The sequence below is a fragment of the Curtobacterium sp. AB7 genome (genome assembly GCF_044909335.1).
In the GTDB taxonomy this organism is placed as follows: Bacteria; Actinomycetota; Actinomycetes; order Actinomycetales; family Microbacteriaceae; genus Curtobacterium.
This window is the reverse complement of record NZ_JBIYED010000002.1, coordinates 298,987-314,795: the sequence shown is the minus strand read 5'-3', so window position 1 is coordinate 314,795 and position 15,809 is coordinate 298,987. Positions and strand designations below refer to the sequence as shown.

At 73.1% G+C, this 15,809-nt stretch carries 17 protein-coding genes; 5 read left to right on the top strand and 12 right to left on the bottom strand.

Features of this window, described 5'->3' with window-relative positions; genetic code table 11:
* Positions 1-30 precede the first annotated feature (30 nt).
* The 8 genes from ABH929_RS07505 to ABH929_RS07470 form a co-directional block, all read right to left on the bottom strand.
* Positions 31-1,197: a low temperature requirement protein A gene (locus ABH929_RS07505; protein ID WP_404560706.1), complete on the bottom strand. Its 1,167-nt coding sequence runs from the start codon at positions 1,195-1,197 to the stop codon at positions 31-33.
* Between the two features lie 90 nt (positions 1,198-1,287).
* Positions 1,288-2,178, bottom strand: coding sequence for a phospholipase (locus ABH929_RS07500; protein WP_404560704.1), 891 nt, complete (start codon positions 2,176-2,178; stop codon positions 1,288-1,290).
* A gap of 289 nt (positions 2,179-2,467) precedes the next feature.
* Positions 2,468-2,923, bottom strand: a complete 456-nt coding sequence (locus tag ABH929_RS07495) for a MarR family winged helix-turn-helix transcriptional regulator (RefSeq protein ID WP_263091293.1) — start codon at positions 2,921-2,923, stop codon at positions 2,468-2,470.
* A gap of 186 nt (positions 2,924-3,109) precedes the next feature.
* Positions 3,110-3,760: a GntR family transcriptional regulator gene (locus ABH929_RS07490; RefSeq protein ID WP_205462852.1), complete on the bottom strand. Its 651-nt coding sequence runs from the start codon at positions 3,758-3,760 to the stop codon at positions 3,110-3,112.
* Positions 3,761-3,840: 80 nt separating this feature from the next.
* The gene (locus tag ABH929_RS07485) at positions 3,841-4,314 is read right to left on the bottom strand and encodes a DUF1810 domain-containing protein (RefSeq protein WP_404560701.1); all 474 of its coding nucleotides are present in this window, start codon (positions 4,312-4,314) and stop codon (positions 3,841-3,843) included.
* The gene (locus ABH929_RS07480; protein WP_404560700.1) at positions 4,311-5,102 is read right to left on the bottom strand and encodes a YqjF family protein; all 792 of its coding nucleotides are present in this window, start codon (positions 5,100-5,102) and stop codon (positions 4,311-4,313) included. Before ABH929_RS07480 ends, ABH929_RS07485 begins: the two co-directional genes overlap by 4 nt.
* The gene (locus tag ABH929_RS07475; protein ID WP_123672409.1) at positions 5,099-5,497 is read right to left on the bottom strand and encodes a hypothetical protein; all 399 of its coding nucleotides are present in this window, start codon (positions 5,495-5,497) and stop codon (positions 5,099-5,101) included. The genes ABH929_RS07480 and ABH929_RS07475 overlap by 4 nt, the downstream gene beginning before the upstream one ends.
* Positions 5,498-5,527: 30 nt before the next feature.
* Complete coding sequence (locus ABH929_RS07470) at positions 5,528-6,802, bottom strand: phosphopantothenate--cysteine ligase family flavoprotein (protein WP_263091327.1); 1,275 nt, start codon at positions 6,800-6,802, stop codon at positions 5,528-5,530.
* 64 nt (positions 6,803-6,866) lie between these two features.
* Here ABH929_RS07470 and ABH929_RS07465 point away from each other — a divergent pair, with 64 nt between their 5' ends.
* The gene (locus ABH929_RS07465; RefSeq protein ID WP_404560699.1) at positions 6,867-7,658 is read left to right on the top strand and encodes an NRDE family protein; all 792 of its coding nucleotides are present in this window, start codon (positions 6,867-6,869) and stop codon (positions 7,656-7,658) included.
* 50 nt (positions 7,659-7,708) lie between these two features.
* Here ABH929_RS07465 and ABH929_RS07460 read toward each other — a convergent pair whose 3' ends face one another.
* On the bottom strand, positions 7,709-8,617 hold the full coding sequence (locus ABH929_RS07460) for an SDR family oxidoreductase (protein ID WP_263091297.1): 909 nt from the start codon (positions 8,615-8,617) through the stop codon (positions 7,709-7,711).
* Positions 8,618-8,705: 88 nt separating this feature from the next.
* On the opposite strand from ABH929_RS07460, the gene ABH929_RS07455 reads away from it, so the two are divergent.
* The 3 genes from ABH929_RS07455 (at position 8,706) to ABH929_RS07445 (ending at position 11,458) form a co-directional block, all read left to right on the top strand.
* Positions 8,706-9,815: an LLM class flavin-dependent oxidoreductase gene (locus ABH929_RS07455; RefSeq protein ID WP_240347373.1), complete on the top strand. Its 1,110-nt coding sequence runs from the start codon at positions 8,706-8,708 to the stop codon at positions 9,813-9,815.
* A 146-nt stretch (positions 9,816-9,961) separates the two neighbouring features.
* Positions 9,962-10,591, top strand: coding sequence for a hypothetical protein (locus tag ABH929_RS07450; RefSeq protein ID WP_263091298.1), 630 nt, complete (start codon positions 9,962-9,964; stop codon positions 10,589-10,591).
* Positions 10,592-10,966: 375 nt separating this feature from the next.
* Positions 10,967-11,458, top strand: coding sequence for a pyridoxamine 5'-phosphate oxidase family protein (locus ABH929_RS07445; RefSeq protein ID WP_205462848.1), 492 nt, complete (start codon positions 10,967-10,969; stop codon positions 11,456-11,458).
* A gap of 142 nt (positions 11,459-11,600) precedes the next feature.
* Here ABH929_RS07445 and ABH929_RS07440 read toward each other — a convergent pair whose 3' ends face one another.
* Positions 11,601-12,842: a hypothetical protein gene (locus ABH929_RS07440; protein ID WP_404560697.1), complete on the bottom strand. Its 1,242-nt coding sequence runs from the start codon at positions 12,840-12,842 to the stop codon at positions 11,601-11,603.
* A 206-nt stretch (positions 12,843-13,048) separates the two neighbouring features.
* Here ABH929_RS07440 and ABH929_RS07435 point away from each other — a divergent pair, with 206 nt between their 5' ends.
* Entirely contained in the window at positions 13,049-13,450 is a 402-nt protein-coding gene (locus tag ABH929_RS07435) for a RidA family protein (protein WP_205462845.1), read from the top strand.
* Between the two features lie 50 nt (positions 13,451-13,500).
* On the opposite strand, the gene ABH929_RS07430 is transcribed toward ABH929_RS07435, so the two are convergent.
* Complete coding sequence (locus ABH929_RS07430) at positions 13,501-15,147, bottom strand: amidohydrolase family protein (RefSeq protein ID WP_404560696.1); 1,647 nt, start codon at positions 15,145-15,147, stop codon at positions 13,501-13,503.
* Positions 15,144-15,803 carry a bifunctional 4-hydroxy-2-oxoglutarate aldolase/2-dehydro-3-deoxy-phosphogluconate aldolase gene (locus ABH929_RS07425; RefSeq protein ID WP_263091301.1) on the bottom strand — a complete coding sequence of 220 codons (660 nt, stop codon included), beginning with the start codon at positions 15,801-15,803 and terminating at the stop codon, positions 15,144-15,146. Before ABH929_RS07425 ends, ABH929_RS07430 begins: the two co-directional genes overlap by 4 nt.
* Positions 15,804-15,809 lie beyond the last annotated feature (6 nt).

Genomic DNA, 15,809 nt, shown 5'->3' with positions numbered 1-15,809 from the left:
GGGCCTCCCGTCCGACACGCGGTCGCGTCCTCAGCGCACGCGGCGCGTCCCTGGTCGTCGCTCGGCGACCTCGAGCACGACGACGATCGCGGCGAGGAGCAGCGCGGTCGCGACGAGGGAGACGTCGGGCACCGCGATCGTCGCGAGGATCGCGACGGCGAGCACGACGACGATCGCGTTCCACCCGGCGGACAGCGACGGCCGGAGTGCGAGCGCCCAGATCGCGAGCACGAACAGCGCGACCGGGACGGCCACGGTCGCAGCCACCGTGGCGTGCGACAGGTCGGCCTCACCGGCGTCCGCGCTGACCGCGACCTCGATCCCGGCCGGCAGCGCACCCGCGGCGGCGAAGACGAAGTAGTGGCCGTAGCCGAACACGAGCGCGCTCGGCAGGTTCCGGATGTGGTCGTGCTGCTCCCGCGAGAAGTAGATCCACCACAGTCCGGCGACGATGACGAGCCCGGCGGCGGCCAGGACGAGCAGCGACGCCAGGTGGTCGGCCTCGGCGATGCCGTCGATGACCGCGTTCGCCGAGGCGACGAGTCCCTCGCCCAGCACGATGAGGGTGAACAGCGCGTACCGCTCGGCGATGTGGTGCGTGTGCCACGGCGTCGTCTCGCCCGTGCCCTCGGCGATCGGCGGGACGAGCACCTCGAGCAGGACGAGGACGGGGAACGCCCACGCCGTCGATCCCTGCGGCAGCGCGAGCATGCCGACCCAGAGCACCTGCACGACGACGATGCCCACGGCGTACCGGAGTGCGGTGCGGCGGTACCGCGGGGACGACACGGCGACGCGGAGCCACTGCGCCACCATCGCCAGCCGCATCACGACGTAGCCGATCACCGGCACCGTGAAGTCGCCCGCGGTCATGGCGGCGTGCACCCCGGCGGCGAGCACGAGCACGCCGGCCATCTGCACGAACGTCGTGACGCGGTAGAGCCAGTCGTCGGTGTCGAACGAGGTCGCGAACCAGCTGAAGTTCAGCCACGCCCACCAGATGGCGAAGAACACCATGGCGTACGCCACCACCGCAGTGCTGACCTGTCCCTCGGCCTCGATCTCGTGCAGGTTGGTGGCGGCGAAGCCCACCGCGACGACGAACACCAGGTCGAACAGCAGTTCCAGGGGGCTCGCGGCACGGTGTCCCTCGGCGGGGTCGCGGGGCGCCATCCGGCGCAGTCCGATCGTCGTCACCCGGCATGCCTACAGGACGAACGGCCCCGGGCGGTACCCGGGGCCGTTCGACGTGCAGGTGCGTGAGCCGACAGGCTGCTCCCGCGCCGCTCAGTAGAAGTTGTTCGCCTGCGAGTGCGCCCACGCTGAGCACGGGGTGCCGTACGCGGCGCTGATGTACTGCAGGCCCCACTTGATCTGGGTCGTGGCGTTCGTCTGCCAGTCCGAGCCGATGGTCGCCATCTTCGACCCGGGCAGCGCCTGCGGGATGCCGGTCGCCCCGCCGTTCGCGTTGACGGCCTGGTAGTTCCAGCCCGACTCCTTGGTCCACAGGTTGTCGAGGCACTGGAACTGGTCGGAGCCCCAGCCGTACTCCGAGGACGCCAGCGAGGTCGCCGTCGCCTTGGCACCCGCGACGGTGTTGCCCGCCGCCAGCTTCTGGGCGGCCTCCGCTGCTGCCGCTGCGGCGCGCTTCTCGGCGGCGGCCTTCGCGACGGCTGCTGCCTTCGCGTCGACGTCCCGCTTGTCCTGCGTGGCGCTGGCCTGCGCGACGTGCGCGGTCGACTCGACGGTCGACGAGATGCGCGTCGTGAGCGCGGCGCCGGACAGCTCCGGGTAGTCACTGAGTGCGTCGATGTGCTGCTCGAGCGAGGCCGTGTCGGTCTTGGCGTTCGCCGTCGTCATCACGGTCTTCGCGGTCGAGATGGTCGCCGCTGCCTGGGCACGGTCGAGGGCGGTGCCGCGCAGGGCGGGCTGGGCCGTCGCGGACGCACTCGCGGTGCCGGTCGGCATGCCGAGCGCTTCACCGATGGCGGGCTGGGTGCCGACCGTGACGGCACCGCCGGCGACGGCGAGGACCGCGGCACCGCCGACGATCAACGTCGCACGGTGTCGGAGCGCACGGTGGCGGAGGGCGCGGCGCACGCGCCGGCTGGGGGAGTTCAGGGCCTCACGTCGGGTCGAGGCGGTGGTGGTGGGGAGGTCGGGAGTGTGTCCTGGCATCGGTTCCGGTGGTCGGGCGGTTCGTGGTGCGGGACTCCGCGCTGCTCGGCACGTCGGGGACGGTGAGCGATGCTGCGCGCGTCGGGATGCGCGCAACAGGGGGAGTCTGGCGAACCGGGGAGGACCGGACGGTGGTGTGGGGCCCGTCCGTCCGCCGCGACCGGCCCTGGGGAGGCGCCGTCGGGCGAAGCCGACACGATGACCCGTCAGACTGGATGGCGCGTCCAGGATCGCTGGCAGAACCGTCCGTCCACCCGTTGGTAACGGTTCGGTAACGGCCGGTTCGGACCTAGAACGTGTGAGGTTCCTGGGTGCGGTCGCCCTGGGCGACGCGTTCGAGGGCGTCGAGCGCTCCGGCGATGGCGGCGACGTCGGACTCGCCGAGTTCGGCGATGAGCTCGGCGACGATCCCGGTGCGGTCCGAGCGTGCTCGTTCGACCGCCGCGATGCCCTCGTCGGTGGCCGAGACCATGAAGGCGCGGCCGTCGCGCGGATCGGCTTCGCGCGCGATGAACCCGCGCTGTTCGAGCTCGGTCAGGATCCGGGTCATCGTGGGCTTCGTGACCACCTCGATCCGCGACAGGTCGCCCGGGCGCAGGGGGCCTTCGCGCTGGATGGTGGCGAGTGCGGACACGATCCCGTACCCGAGCGAAGCCGAGTCCGTCCGTGCTCGCCGGTTGATCCGTCCGACCGCCGCGGCCAGACGTGCGGCGACCTCGGTACGGTCCGTCGATCGAGGACTCATGTGCTGCTCCGGGTGGGCGATCGGGTGGTCGCCAGCGATGCTATCGGCTCGCCGGAGCCGCAGTCTGGGAGCGTCGTGCGCGTCGGTCACGGGCCTGGACGGGGTGTCCGGGAGGCCCGTTGAGCGCGGACCGCCCGCCTCGCGTCCACGAGACGGGCGGGTTCCTGTACGGGGGTACAGCCGGACTCAGCGCTTCTCGCCCGGCAGCTGGTGGATCGCCTCGGCCGCGAGCTCGGCGGCGACGTTGTCGCCGGACTCGGTCGCCGTGCGCAGTCGACGGAAGTCCTCGGTCATCCGGTCCCAGTCGACGAGTTCGTCGAGGTTCGGCAGGCGCAGGCGGAACGCCAGGCCGTCCATGGTGTCGCGGCACACGCGCTGCAGGTTCTCGTTGCCGCACTCGGCGACGTAGAGCGCGAAGACGTCGAGCGCGTCGTGGTTCACGGCGGGGACGTCGTGCGACTCGAGCTCGGCGATCGTCTTGTCGAGCTGCGCGAGGATCTTCTTCCGTGCACCGGCTCCGAGGCGGGGGACGGCGAGGCGGACGACGCCGCCGAACAGCACCCCGAGGGTCTGCATCGCCTCGACGACCTCGGCCGGGTCCGGTGTCGTGACGCGCGTGTACCGGTTCGGCGCCATCTCGATCAGGCCGGCACGGGAGAGCTGGCTCAGTGCCTCGCGGATCGGCGTGCGGGAGACGCCGAGCCAGGCGATGAGCTCGTCGTCGTTGAGCCGCTCGCCGGGGACGAGCGTGCCGTCCATGATCGCGTCGTGGATCTTGTGGCGGACGGTGTCGCGGAGCAGCTGGTGCTCGGTCGGGGCGCTGCGGGGGACCGGCATGCGTTCTCCTTCGATCGGGGCGCGGTCGGTGCACGCGCACCGATCAACGTACCTGATATGAGACCGGCGTTCCGCTCGGTTCAGCGCGTGTCCCGTGGCGCTCGCCCGCCCGCGTCCAACAGGCCGACGGTGACCGGGTCCTCCGCCCCGCCGTACCACCGGTCGAGCACCGCGGCGAAGGGCTCCGGGTCGGTCGCCGCCCGGGCGAACAGCGTCATCGATGACCGGAGCTTCAGGGCGTCCGTCCCACCGAGCAGGGCCTCGGCAGACAGCGCCGGCGCAGCCGCGACGACGGCCGCGGCGGTCCGGAGCCGGTCCCCGAGCACCGGGTGTGCGAGGTACGCGCGGGCCTCGGTGAGCCCGCGCACGCCGTAGCGCTCGGCGGTGGCGCTCCGCCCGAGGCCGGCGAGCTGCGGGAAGACGAACCACATCCAGTGCGAGGTCTTCCGTCCGCGCCGCAACTCGGCGAGGGCGTCGTCGTGCACGCCGTCCTGCGCCCGCACGAAGCGGTCGAGGTCGTCCCGGCCAGCGTCGTCTCCGGCGTGGTCGCTCACCGCACGACCCCACCCCAGGCGTACCGCACCGTGGTGCCGTCGACGACGAGCAGCGAGTCGGGCGGCCGATCGAACAGCCCCGGCATGCCGACGGCGTCCGGCAGGTCCCCCTCGAGCCGGTCGAGGTGCGCGGCCCGCACGGTGAGTGGCGGGTGCTGTCGCTGCCAGAAGAGCGTCTGGGCCAGGTACCGGGCGTGGATGCCGGCGCGCGTGGTCAGCTCGGCGGCCAGTGGCGTCTCGACGACGTCGCCGGCGGTGACGCGGATCGAGGCCGCGTGCCGGGGTCTGGCCGTGCCCGAGGGGCGTTCCTGCCGCAGCGACCGCGCCCAGCGCACCGGGTGCAGTGCACGCGCGGGGTGCCGGACCGACCGGTGCGCGACGACCTCGCCGCGGCGGCGCGACCGGGCGTGCGCGAAGGTGTACGGCACGCCGAGCAGGGCGTGTGCGGCCACGATCGCCGGCACGTTCGCGGTGTCCACGGTGCGGTAGGCGACGCCGCGCCGGCCCTGGTCGTCCACGGTCAGGACCTCGATGGTGAGCTCGGTCATGCGCCCGAGGCGGCCGGCGGAGGGGAAGGGCGGCACCCGCGTCTCGTGGAAGACGTAGGCCGTCAGTCCCACCCAGGCGCTGCCGTCGACCACGTCGGGGCGCGTCCCCCGCGGCACGAGTCGCGCCAGCGGACCCGGATCGTGCCGCCAGTGCGCGAAGACGACGTCGTCCCACGCGTGCTGGGTCACCGGCCGGTGCAGCAGCGGTGCGGCCGCACGGGTCCAGGACGGCTGGGTCACCGCTTCGGTGCGTGCCGACCGACGCGCACGGCCCACAGGACGAGCGGGGCCTGCAGCGGGAGCCGCAGCACGGAGACGAGCCGCATCGCCCGGGTCGACCGCGGGCTGTCGAGCAGGTCGTTCGCCATCTTCACGTTCGCGGGGAAGACCGCGGCGAACAGGGCAGCTGCAGCCCACCCCGAGGCCCGGCGAGTGGCCGGGAACGCGAGCCCGGCGGCGATGCCGAGTTCGGCCACGCCGGACGCGACCGTCGTCAGGCGCGGTGGCAGTGTGTCCGGCACGATCCGGTCGTAGTGGCGCGGCTGGAGGAAGTGGGTGACGCCGGCCCCGCCGAGCAGCACGGCGAGCAGGGTGGCAGTCCGGGTGGCTCGTCTGATCCGCTCACGTCGTCGCATGGCTCCCATCGTGCTCGCCCGTCCTCGGAATCAGGTCAGTGCGGTCGCGACGAGGTCGAGGACCGCCGCAGCCACCTCGGCCTTCGTGCCCGAGGTCTCGCGGACCACCTCGCCGCCCGGCACCAGGACCTCGATCGCGTTCTCCTCGCGCTCGAACCCGGCGGACCAGCCGACGTGGTTCACGACGAGCAGGTCGGCGGGCTTGCGGGCGATCTTCGCGCGCCCGAGTGCGATGCGGGCGTCGCGGTCGGGTTCGGTCTCGGCGGCGAACCCGACGATGACCTGCCCGGTGCGCCGCGCCGCCACCAGGTCGGCGAGCACGTCGGGGTTCCGCACCAGCTCGAGCGTCATCCGCTCGCCCTGGGCGTCCTTCTTGAGCTTCTCTGCGAGGACCTCGGCCGGCCGGTAGTCGGCGACGGCGGCGGTCATCACGACGACGTCGGCGTCGACCGCCGCGGCGTGCACGGCCTCGGCGAGCTCGAGCGCCGACCCCACCGGCACGACGGTCGCGTCGATGCCTGCCGTCAGGCCGGCCTCGACGTTCGCGGCGACGACGGTGACGACGGCGCCGCGCGCTGCGGCATCGGCGGCGATCGCCAGGCCCTGCCGGCCGCTCGACCGGTTGCCGACGAAGCGCACCGGGTCGAACGGCTCGCGGGTGCCGCCCGCGCTGACGACCACGCGGACGCCGGACAGGTCGCCCTGTTCGCCACGGGCCCCGGCGCCGGACTGCGTCCCCCCGTCGGTGCCGGCGCGACGCCCCGCCCCCGCACCGGCAGGGCCGTCCAGCACGGCGAGCGCGGCGGTGACGATGTCCTCGGGTTCCGCCATCCGGCCGATGCCGGCGTCGTCGCCCGTCAGTGCGCCGACCACCGGTCCGACCAGGTGCACGCCCCGCTCGCGCAGGACGGCGACGTTGGCCCGGGTCGCGGGGTGCTCCCACATCTGCGGGTGCATCGCCGGCGCGACGACGACCGGGGCGTCGGTGGCGAGCAGCGTCGTGCCGAGCAGGTCGCTCGCCAGGCCGTTCGCCATCCGCGCCAGGGAGTCCGCGGTCGCCGGGGCCACCACGACCAGGTCCGCGCGTCGGCCGAGGGCGACGTGGCGGACCTCGGAGACGTCGTCCCAGACGCTCGTGGTGACGGGGTTGCGGCTGAGCGCCTCGAGCGTCGGCAGCCCCACGAAGCGCAGCGCTCCCTCGGTCGGGACGACGTGCACCTCGTGCCCGCGCTTGACGAGGTCGCGGACCACGCCGACGGCCTTGTAGGCGGCGATGCCCCCGGTGATCCCCACGATGACGGTCAGGGTGCGTTCTGCTGCTGCGTTCACGCCGCTCACGCTACCGGGGGCACGTGCGAGGATCGACGGCATGTGCACCGTCGTCGTCCGCGTCGACCCCGGGTCCGCGTGGCCCGTCACCGTGCTCGCCCTGCGGGACGAGTCGCCCGAGCGTCCGTGGGACCCGCCGGCGGCCTGGTGGCCCGATCGCGACCCCGGGGTCCGCGGTGTCCGCGACCGTGCTGCCGGCGGTGCGTGGCTCGCTGCCTCGGACCGCGCCGGGCTGGCGGTCGTGCTCAACCGCGGCGAACCGGTGCCGAGTGTCGACGGCACGTGGACGACCCGCGGTGTGGTGCCGGTCGACGCCGTCGCCGACGACCTGCTGCCCGGACACGACGGCGCGCTGCCGACCACGCGCGCGTTCAACCTGGTGCGGGCGACCGCCGACGGCGCCGCGGTCCTGACCTGGGACGGCACACGGGTCCGCACGACCGAGCTCGGCCCCGGCGTGCACATGGTGACGCACGGCGAACCGGACGACCCGGCTGCGCCGCGCATCGGCCGGTGGCTCGAGGCCTTCCGTGCGGCGGGCGCCCCGGTCGGACCACCCGTGCTCGGGCCCTTCGACGAACTCCGGACGGTGGACGCGGGCGACGACGCCGGGGACGGGTGGGGCGGCTGGTTCGGTGTCCTGGCCGAGTCCGCTGTGCTGCCGAGCGACCACCCCGACGCGATCCTCCGCGACGCGCACGAGTCCGAGGGGCACATGACGACGCTGTCCATCGTCGCCGCGGCGATCGGTCCGGGCCGCACGGTCCTGCAGCACGCCCGCCTGACCGAACCCGGACGGCTGGACGGGTCGGTGGAGCTGCACCGCGCCTGACGCGGGCGGTGCGCCGGACGTGCCACGGGCCTCCCGGTCGCGCCCCGCGCTCAGAGGGGCGGGCGTGTCCCGGTGAGGTCCTCGGCGACGGCCCAGAGCGAGCGGGCGAGGTCGGCGCTCCGTGCCGACCCGGGGATCGAGACGGCGGTCGTCGGTCCGGTCAGGCCGAAGGGGCCGGCCGGGCCGTAGTAGGCGCCACCGACCGCGTTCGGGCCGACCGCGGCGTAGAGCAGCGGCTCGGTGCCCTGCTCGACCGCCTGCGTGAAGGGGAGTGCGCGGTTGCTGGGCCGCACCGGCTTCGCGCGTCCGAGCGAGCGTCCGGCCGACTGCAGGTTCGTGCGGGTGTAGCCGGGGTGCGCGGCGGTGCTGACGAGGGGGACGTCCGCCTCGACGGTCAGCCGGTGCAGGTGCAGTGCGAGGAGCAGGTCGGCGAGCTTCGACTGGCCGTAGGCGCGCCAGCCGTTGTACCCGCGTTCCCACTGGAGGTCGCCGAAGCGGATCCGGCCGGGGATCGCGGCGAGGCTGGACATGGTCGCGACCCGCGGTGTCTCGGCGCGCAACAGCGAGGGCAGCAGCAGGTTCGTCAGCGCGAAGGGACCGAGGAAGTTCGTGCCGAACTGCAGCTCGAAGCCGTCGACCGTCTCGAAGCGCTGTGGCGGTGCCATGACCCCGGCGTTGTTCACCAGGACGTCGACCGGGCGGTCCTCGCCGACGATGCCCTCGGCGAAGCGGCGCACGCTCGCCAGGTCCGCGAGGTCGAGTTCGCGCACCTCGACGTCGGCGTTCGGGTGGGCTGCGCGGATCTCGGCCGCGGCGGCATCGCCCTTCGCGGTCGTGCGCACGGCGAGCACGACGCTCGCGCCGGCGGCCGCGAGACGGGTCGCGGCTTCCTTCCCGGTGCCACTGTTGGAGCCGGTGACGACGATCCTGCGTCCGGTCTGGTCAGGGAGCTTCGGCATGCGGGCGACCGTACACGCGGGCGCTGGCCGTGCCGGCCTTGCCGTGGTAGTTTGATGCAAACGCATGGAAGTGCGATCAGGAGGAACCATGAGCAACGCATTCGGCACCGACCGCCCTTCGGACGTCCCGCCGCCCGCACCCGAACGGATCGGCCCCGTGGAGCTCGGCATCGACACCTTCGGCGACGTCACCGAACTCGCCGACGGCAGTCTCAAGTCCGACGCACAGAGCATCCGCGACGTCGTCGCCCAGGCCGTCCTCGCCGACCAGGTCGGCATCGACTTCATCGGCGTCGGTGAGCACCACCGCGCCGACTTCGTGGTGAGCGCACCCGAGGTCGTCCTCGCCGCGATCGCCGCCTCGACCTCCCGCATCCGGATGGGCTCTGCCGTCACGGTGCTGTCGTCCGACGACCCCGTGCGCGTCTACGAGCGCTTCGCCACCGTCGACGCGATCTCGGACGGTCGTGCCGAGGTCATCCTCGGGCGTGGCTCCTTCACCGAGTCGTTCCCGCTGTTCGGCTACGAGCTGTCCGACTACGAGGTCCTGTTCGAGGAGAAGCTGCAGCTCTGGGCGGCCCTGCGCGGCGGCGACGCCGTGACCTGGTCCGGCACGAAGCGCGCGAGCCTGGTCGACCAGGACGTGTTCCCGAAGCTCGAGCACGGCGCCATCCCCACCTGGATCGGCGTCGGCGGCTCGCCGCAGTCGGTGATCCGTGCGGCGTCCTACGGCCTGCCGCTCTTCCTCGCCATCATCGGCGGGCAGCCGGCGCAGTTCGCCCCGTTCTCACGGCTGTACCGTCAGGCGCTCGCCCAGCTCGACCTGCCGCAGCAGCCCATCGCGATGCACTCGCCGGGCTTCGTCGCGGCGACCGACGAGGAAGCCGCCGAGCGCTACTGGCCGTACCACAAGGCCGTCACCGACCAGCTCGGCCGGGAGCGCGGCTGGCCGCCCCTCGACGTCGCCGGGTACCACGCGGGCCTGTCCGCCGGTGGCTCGCTGTACGTCGGGTCGCCGGAGACCGTGGCACGGAAGATCGCCCGGAACATGCGGATCCTCGGCGCCTCGCGGTTCGACATGCGGTACGCGACCGGTCGCCTGCCGCACGAGGACATGCTGCGGTCCATCGAGCTCTACGGCACGAAGGTCGCGCCGCGCGTGCGCGAGCTGCTCGCCGAGCCCGTCCCCGTCCCGTAGACGGTCACCCCGGGCCCACCCCGCGAGAGCGACAGATCGCCGTGGAACGTTCGCGGCGATCCGTCGCTTTCGCGAACCCGTCAGCCGGGAGGCGCGGGTCAGCTCCGTCGGTCCGCCTCACGGGCGCGCCGGGTACGGTCCACGGCATGCCGTCACGTCCCAGCACCCCTCCCGTCGAGCGCCGGTTCCGCGGCCGGATCATGGGCGTCGGCACCACCTCGGGTGTCCGGATCGTCGTCGGGATGTGGGACCGCTCGCCCTTCGGAGCGTTCACGGACGTGTTCCTCGAGCTGCCCGACGGCACCAGCGTGCTGCTCGCGCCGGACGAGATCGTCGCCGCCTACGTCTCCGGCACCTACCGGTTCGACACCGTGTCCGTGGTGGACGTCCGGGCGCGACGGACGGCCCGTGGCCTGGAGCTCGACGCCGGCGCCTTGCAGATGTCGGTCGACGTCGGCACGATCTCCCCGCTCGGACGCATCCTGCGCGTCGTCCCGAAGCCGATCGCCCGCGACCCCCGTTGGCTCGCCGCGATCGACCCGATCGCCCGGCTCGTCGCTCCCGGATCCGGTACCGCCGGCTCGGCGGGGAACGGTCGGCGCGAGTACTACGGCGTGACCGGGGCCCACGACGTCACCGGTGTGCGCGGGACCTGGGCGGGGGAGCCCCTCGGCACCCTGGCGCCGCTCGACCCACCCGTGGCGTTCGGCTTCGCCTCGATGCCGCGGGTGCCGCAGGTCGTCGACGTCGAGACCACCATCCGCGAGCCAGCCTGACCTGTTCCGTGCGGGCGCATCCGGTGCGTGTGCATGTTCCGACGAACCACCCGCGGATCGACTCGTGGAGTGTCGCTCGTTGCGCATGCATCCGGTGCGTGTGCATGTTCCGACGATGCACGCGGTGATCGTCTGGTGGAGTGTCGCTGTGTGCGGACGCATGGAGTGCGCCGGACCGGGCGCGGGCACTGCGGACCGGCCGCCTGCGTGGCCGGACGTGTCCGGGGGAGTCGAGACGGGCCTCCCGGTCGGGGTGGAGCTGCCGCGTGCCGGACGCGCCCAGCGTCGAGGGGCACACTGGCGGGAACGGTACGGCCCCGCCGGACCCGCTGTCGAACGTCGGGACGGGTGGGGCGCACGACGCAAAGGAGCATCATGACCGACACGCAGACGGACCAGCGCGCCGCCATCTCGGACATCGTCCACGGCGCCCACACGGCCCTGTTGACGACGGTGAGCGAGGACGGCCAGCTGCACGCCCGGCCGCTCGCCGTGCAGGACAAGGCGTTCAACGGGACCCTCCGCTTCCTGGTGCAGGACGGCAGCGAGAAGGTCGACGACATCGCCAGGAACCCGCACGTCAACGTCTCCATCGAGTCGCAGGGCGGCTACCTGTCCATCGCCGGCACCGCCACCGTGACGCAGGACAGTGCCGTGATCGACGAGCTGTGGTCGCCGTTCGCCGAGGCCTGGTTCCCGGACGGCCGCGACGACCCCTCGATCCGGCTGCTCACGGTGTCGGGCGACTCGGTCGAGTACTGGACGCAGGACACCGGTCCGGTCGGCAGCCTCGTGCAGACGCTCAAGGCAGCGTTGCGCAAGCAGAGCCAGCCGGACACCGGGGACCACGGGACCGTCGAGCTCTAGGAGCGGACGGGTCGGGCTCGGCTCGGCTCGGCTCGATCCGACTTCGAACGACGGGATCGATGTCGTACGACGTCGGTTCCGTCGTTCCGAGTCGGAGGTGGCGTCGGAGGTGTCCGTGGTGTCGGTGTTGCCGCCGTCCCCGCTACGGAGGCCCGAGCAGCCAGAGCACCGCGACGAGCACCGGCTGCCCGGCCAGCGCCGCGGTGACGAACACCCACCGCATCCACGGCTTCGCGACGAGCTCCGGCGAGCCGAACAACGGCGCGAGGGGCATGAGCAATCGCGGGGTCGAGGCCATCGGCAGGGACACCGCGAAGATGTAGAGCGCGTAGGCGGCCGAGTACAGCACGGTCGTCGAACCGAGCCGCTTCGTCGACCGGCGGAGCAGCCAGATCGGGAACCCGACGAGCAGGAACACCACGATCAGGATCCCGCCGACGCCGAGCCAGCGCCCGGCGATGAGGAACCACGGCGACAAGGGCACGAAGTCCACGCGGCCGATGAAGTTCACCCACCACGACATCTCGGTCTCGAGGTAGGCGTTCGGCGTGCCGGTCGCGTGCGACGCGATGACCGGCCAGGCGAGACCCGCCACCACCATCACGACACCGGCGGCCACGACCTGCACCTGCTCGCGGAGCGGGAAGGTGTCGAGCACCCGCCCGGTCTCACGGCGAGCCCGGACCCACCGCACCAGGGCGATGACCCCGAGCACGAGGGGGACGGCCAGCGCCCCCGGACGGGTGAAGGCAGCAGCGACCCCGAGCACGGTGAGCAGCCCGTACCGGCGACGCTCCAGGGCGAGCAGTGCGCCGAACGTGAGCGCGAGGAACATGCTCTCCGCGTAACCGACCTGCAACAGGAACGACAGCGGCCCGCACGTGAAGAAGAACACCGCCCACATCGCCGCGGCGTTGCCCGCACGGTCGCGGACCAGGCGGTGCAGCAGGTAGGTCGCCAGCAGACCGGCCAGCACGGAGATGAGCGGGGCGCCGACGGTGAACGGCAGCCCGGTCGAGGCGGTGAGCATCCGGATCGTGAACGGGAACGCCGGCAGGAAGGCCCAAGCGTTCTGCGCCACGTTGCCGGCGGCGTCGAGCGGCAGCACGTCGGGGTACCCGTGCAACGAGATCTGCTCGTAGTACTGGCCGTCCCAGGCGGTGAGGAACGCCGTGAACCCGTGCCCGTTGCCCCAGATGGCGTTGTCCGGCAGCGCACGTCCGATGAGCGGGTACGCGAGTGCCAGCCACAGCGTCGACACGATCCGGCCGCCGGTCCAGACGAGCAGCACCGCCGCCCACGCCGGCAGGGAGGTGACGGTGTCGAGTGCGCGGCGTCGTCCGGTCGCGGCGGTCCCGGTGACCGCGCCGTCGAGCCGGCTCACGCGCGCGCTCCGCGGCGTTCGGGCAGGGAGGACGGCACCCGGCCAGGGTAGCCGCCCTCCGCCTGGGTGGTCGGTGCGGCACCCGGACGGGAGGCCCGACTCGCGTTCTGCAATGCGGAATGCGCTGGCCGGGTGGTCGGCCCCACCGCGTGGCGTCCGCCTAGCCTGGAGTCTCCGCCGACGACCGACGAACCCCAGGAGCAACCGTGCCGAACTCCACCGCGCCGAAGACCGCCATCGTGACCGACGACGCCCCGAAGCCCGCCGGGCCCTACAGCCAGGGCATCGTCGCCAACGGCTTCATCTACACCGCCGGGTTCGGCCCGCAGGACCCCGCCACGGGGGCGATCGCCGACGACGTGGCCGGTCAGACCGCGCAGGTGCTGGCCAACGTCGCAGCGGTGCTGGCCGAGCACGGTGCCACCCTCGACGACGTCGTGAAGTCCACGGTGCACCTCGAGCACTCCGACCGCGACTTCCCGGCCTTCAACGAGGAGTACGCGAAGCACTTCTCGCAGCCGTACCCGGTCCGCACGACGGTGCAGTCGCACCTGGCGAACATCCTGGTCGAGATCGACGTCGTGGCGGTGCTGCCGAGCGCTGCGTGACGCCGGTACAGGCTGTGTGAAGCCTCACCGAGGCGCGTCACCGCGCTGGGTCACCGACCCCCGGTGCCGGCTGCTCCCTGCTCGTGGTCGATCCGACCCGGGTGGCGACGCAGCCCGGCGCCGGGGGTCGCGTACGTCAGGGCGCCGTCCGTCAGCACGGGGACACCGGCGACGAGGACGTCGTCGATGCCCTCGGCCAGGCGCATCGGTTCGTCGTAGGACGACCGCGCCGCGACCCGATCGGGATCCACGACCACGAGCTCGGCGACCGCCCCGACGGCGACCGCGCCACGTCGACCGAGGCCGAGTCGTTCGACCGCAGTGGTGGACAGGTGCCGCGAGGCCTCGAGCCACGACAGGAGCCCTGTGCGGGCGAAGTCCTGCAGGTAGCGGGCGAACGTGCCGTACGCCCGCGGGTGCGGGTGTGTGCCGACGAAGATCCCGTCGGACCCGGCCGTGTGCCCGGGCAGCCGGAAGAGCGGTGCCAGGTCGTCGGCGGTCCGGGGACGGGGCACGCGCATCACGGCGGTGACCTGCAGTGCCGAGTCGACCAGGACGTCGAGGGCCAGGTCCACCGGGTCCGTCCCGGTCGCCTCGGCGGCGTCGGCGAGGGTGCGGCCCTGCAGCGCGTGGAACTCGGCGGCGGGTACGTGTGACAGCGTGATCTGCTCCGCCCAGCCGGTGCCGAGGTCGGCGCGGGACAGCACGCGGTCGAGCACGGCCGCCCGGACCGCAGCGCGACCCTCGTCGTCGGCGATGGCGTGGGCGAGGTCCTCGGTGCCGGGGCGGGCGAGGGCCGCGGGCAGGAGCAGCATCGACAGGATCGTGCAGCCACGCGAGTACGGGTAGGCGTCGAACGACATCGGGGCGCCTTCGGCCTCGAGCTCGGCGAGTGCGGTCACCGCGAGGTCGACGGGCGCGTGCAGGTGGGAGACGTGCGCGCGGACGCTCGACGCGCGGACGATGTCGGCGATCTCGTCGAGGCCGGCACGGGCGTTCCCCTCGTACCCGCCGCGCATGTGCGACACGTAGAGGCCGTCGACGGCAGCGACCTCGGTGCAGAGTGCCGCGAGTTCTGCGGTGCCGGCGAACAGACCGGGGACGTAGTCGAGCCCCGTCGCCAGACCGACCGCACCGTCCGCGAGGCCGGTGCGCACCAGCCCTCGCATCGTGGCCAGCTGCGTGCTGTCCGCCGGTCCAGGATCGTCGCCCATGACCTGGTGACGGACCGTGCCGGCGGGTACGAGCGTCGCGACGTTGATCGGGGTCGTGCCGTCGTAGGTCGTCAGCAGGCCGTCGACCCCGCCACCGCGGTACGTCGGGTGCGGACCGTCGATGGCGGCGAAGTACGTGTCGGCGTACGACCCGTCGCCCGGAGCCGGTCCGACGCCGTCCTGTCCGGTCACGATCGTCGTCACGCCCTGGCGCAGGAGCGCGAGCTGCACGCCCTCGTCGAACACGAGCGATCCGGCGTGCGAGTGCGCGTCCACGAAGCCCGGCAGCACCAGGCGTCCGTCGCAGTCGATCACGTGCGCGTCGGCAGGGGCGCCCAGATCGGCACCGACGGCGCGGATGACGGCGTCGGTGACGAGGACGTCGGCGCGCACCGGGGACCCGTCCGCACCGAGGACCGACCCGCCGCGCAGCAGGACGACGCCGACGGCGGACTGCTCGCCGGTGGGCTGCTGTCCGGTCATCGGTCGAGTGCCGCGACGAGGCGGCCGGCCCGCCCCCGCAGGGCGTCGAGGTCGCCCGAGGTCAGCGCGTCACCGACGAGCGGGGACCCGAGTCCGACGGCGACCGCACCGGCGGCCAGGTAGTCCGGGGCGTCGTCGACGCCGATGCCACCGGTCGGGATGACGTCGACGAAGTCGAGCGGTGCCAGGACCTGCTGCAGGAACGCGGGGCCGCCGAGCTGCGCAGCCGGGAACACCTTCACCGCACGGGCGCCGAGCCGCCACGCGCGGACGATCTCGGTCGGGGTCGCGGCACCGGGGTACCAGCCGAGGCCACGCTCGTGCGCGCGCTCGCCGAGCTCGGCGTCGAGGTGGGGACTGACGGCGAACGAGGCTCCGGCAGCGGCGGCCTCGTCGAGCTGTCGGACGTCGAGCACCGTGCCGACACCGATGGAGGCCGCGGAACCGTACCGCTCGACCGCCCACGCGATGCCCTCGCGCCAGCGCGGGGTGTTCGTGGTGATCTCGATCGCCGTCACGCCGGAGTCGACCAGGGTGGCGATGACGTCCTCGACGTGGTCGCCGGTGCCGCCGCGGAGGATCGCGATCGCCGGTCCGGCCTGGTGACGGTGCCGTGCGGCGGCGTGCTCTTCGGTGCTCGTGGTGTCGTTCGTCATGGTGCG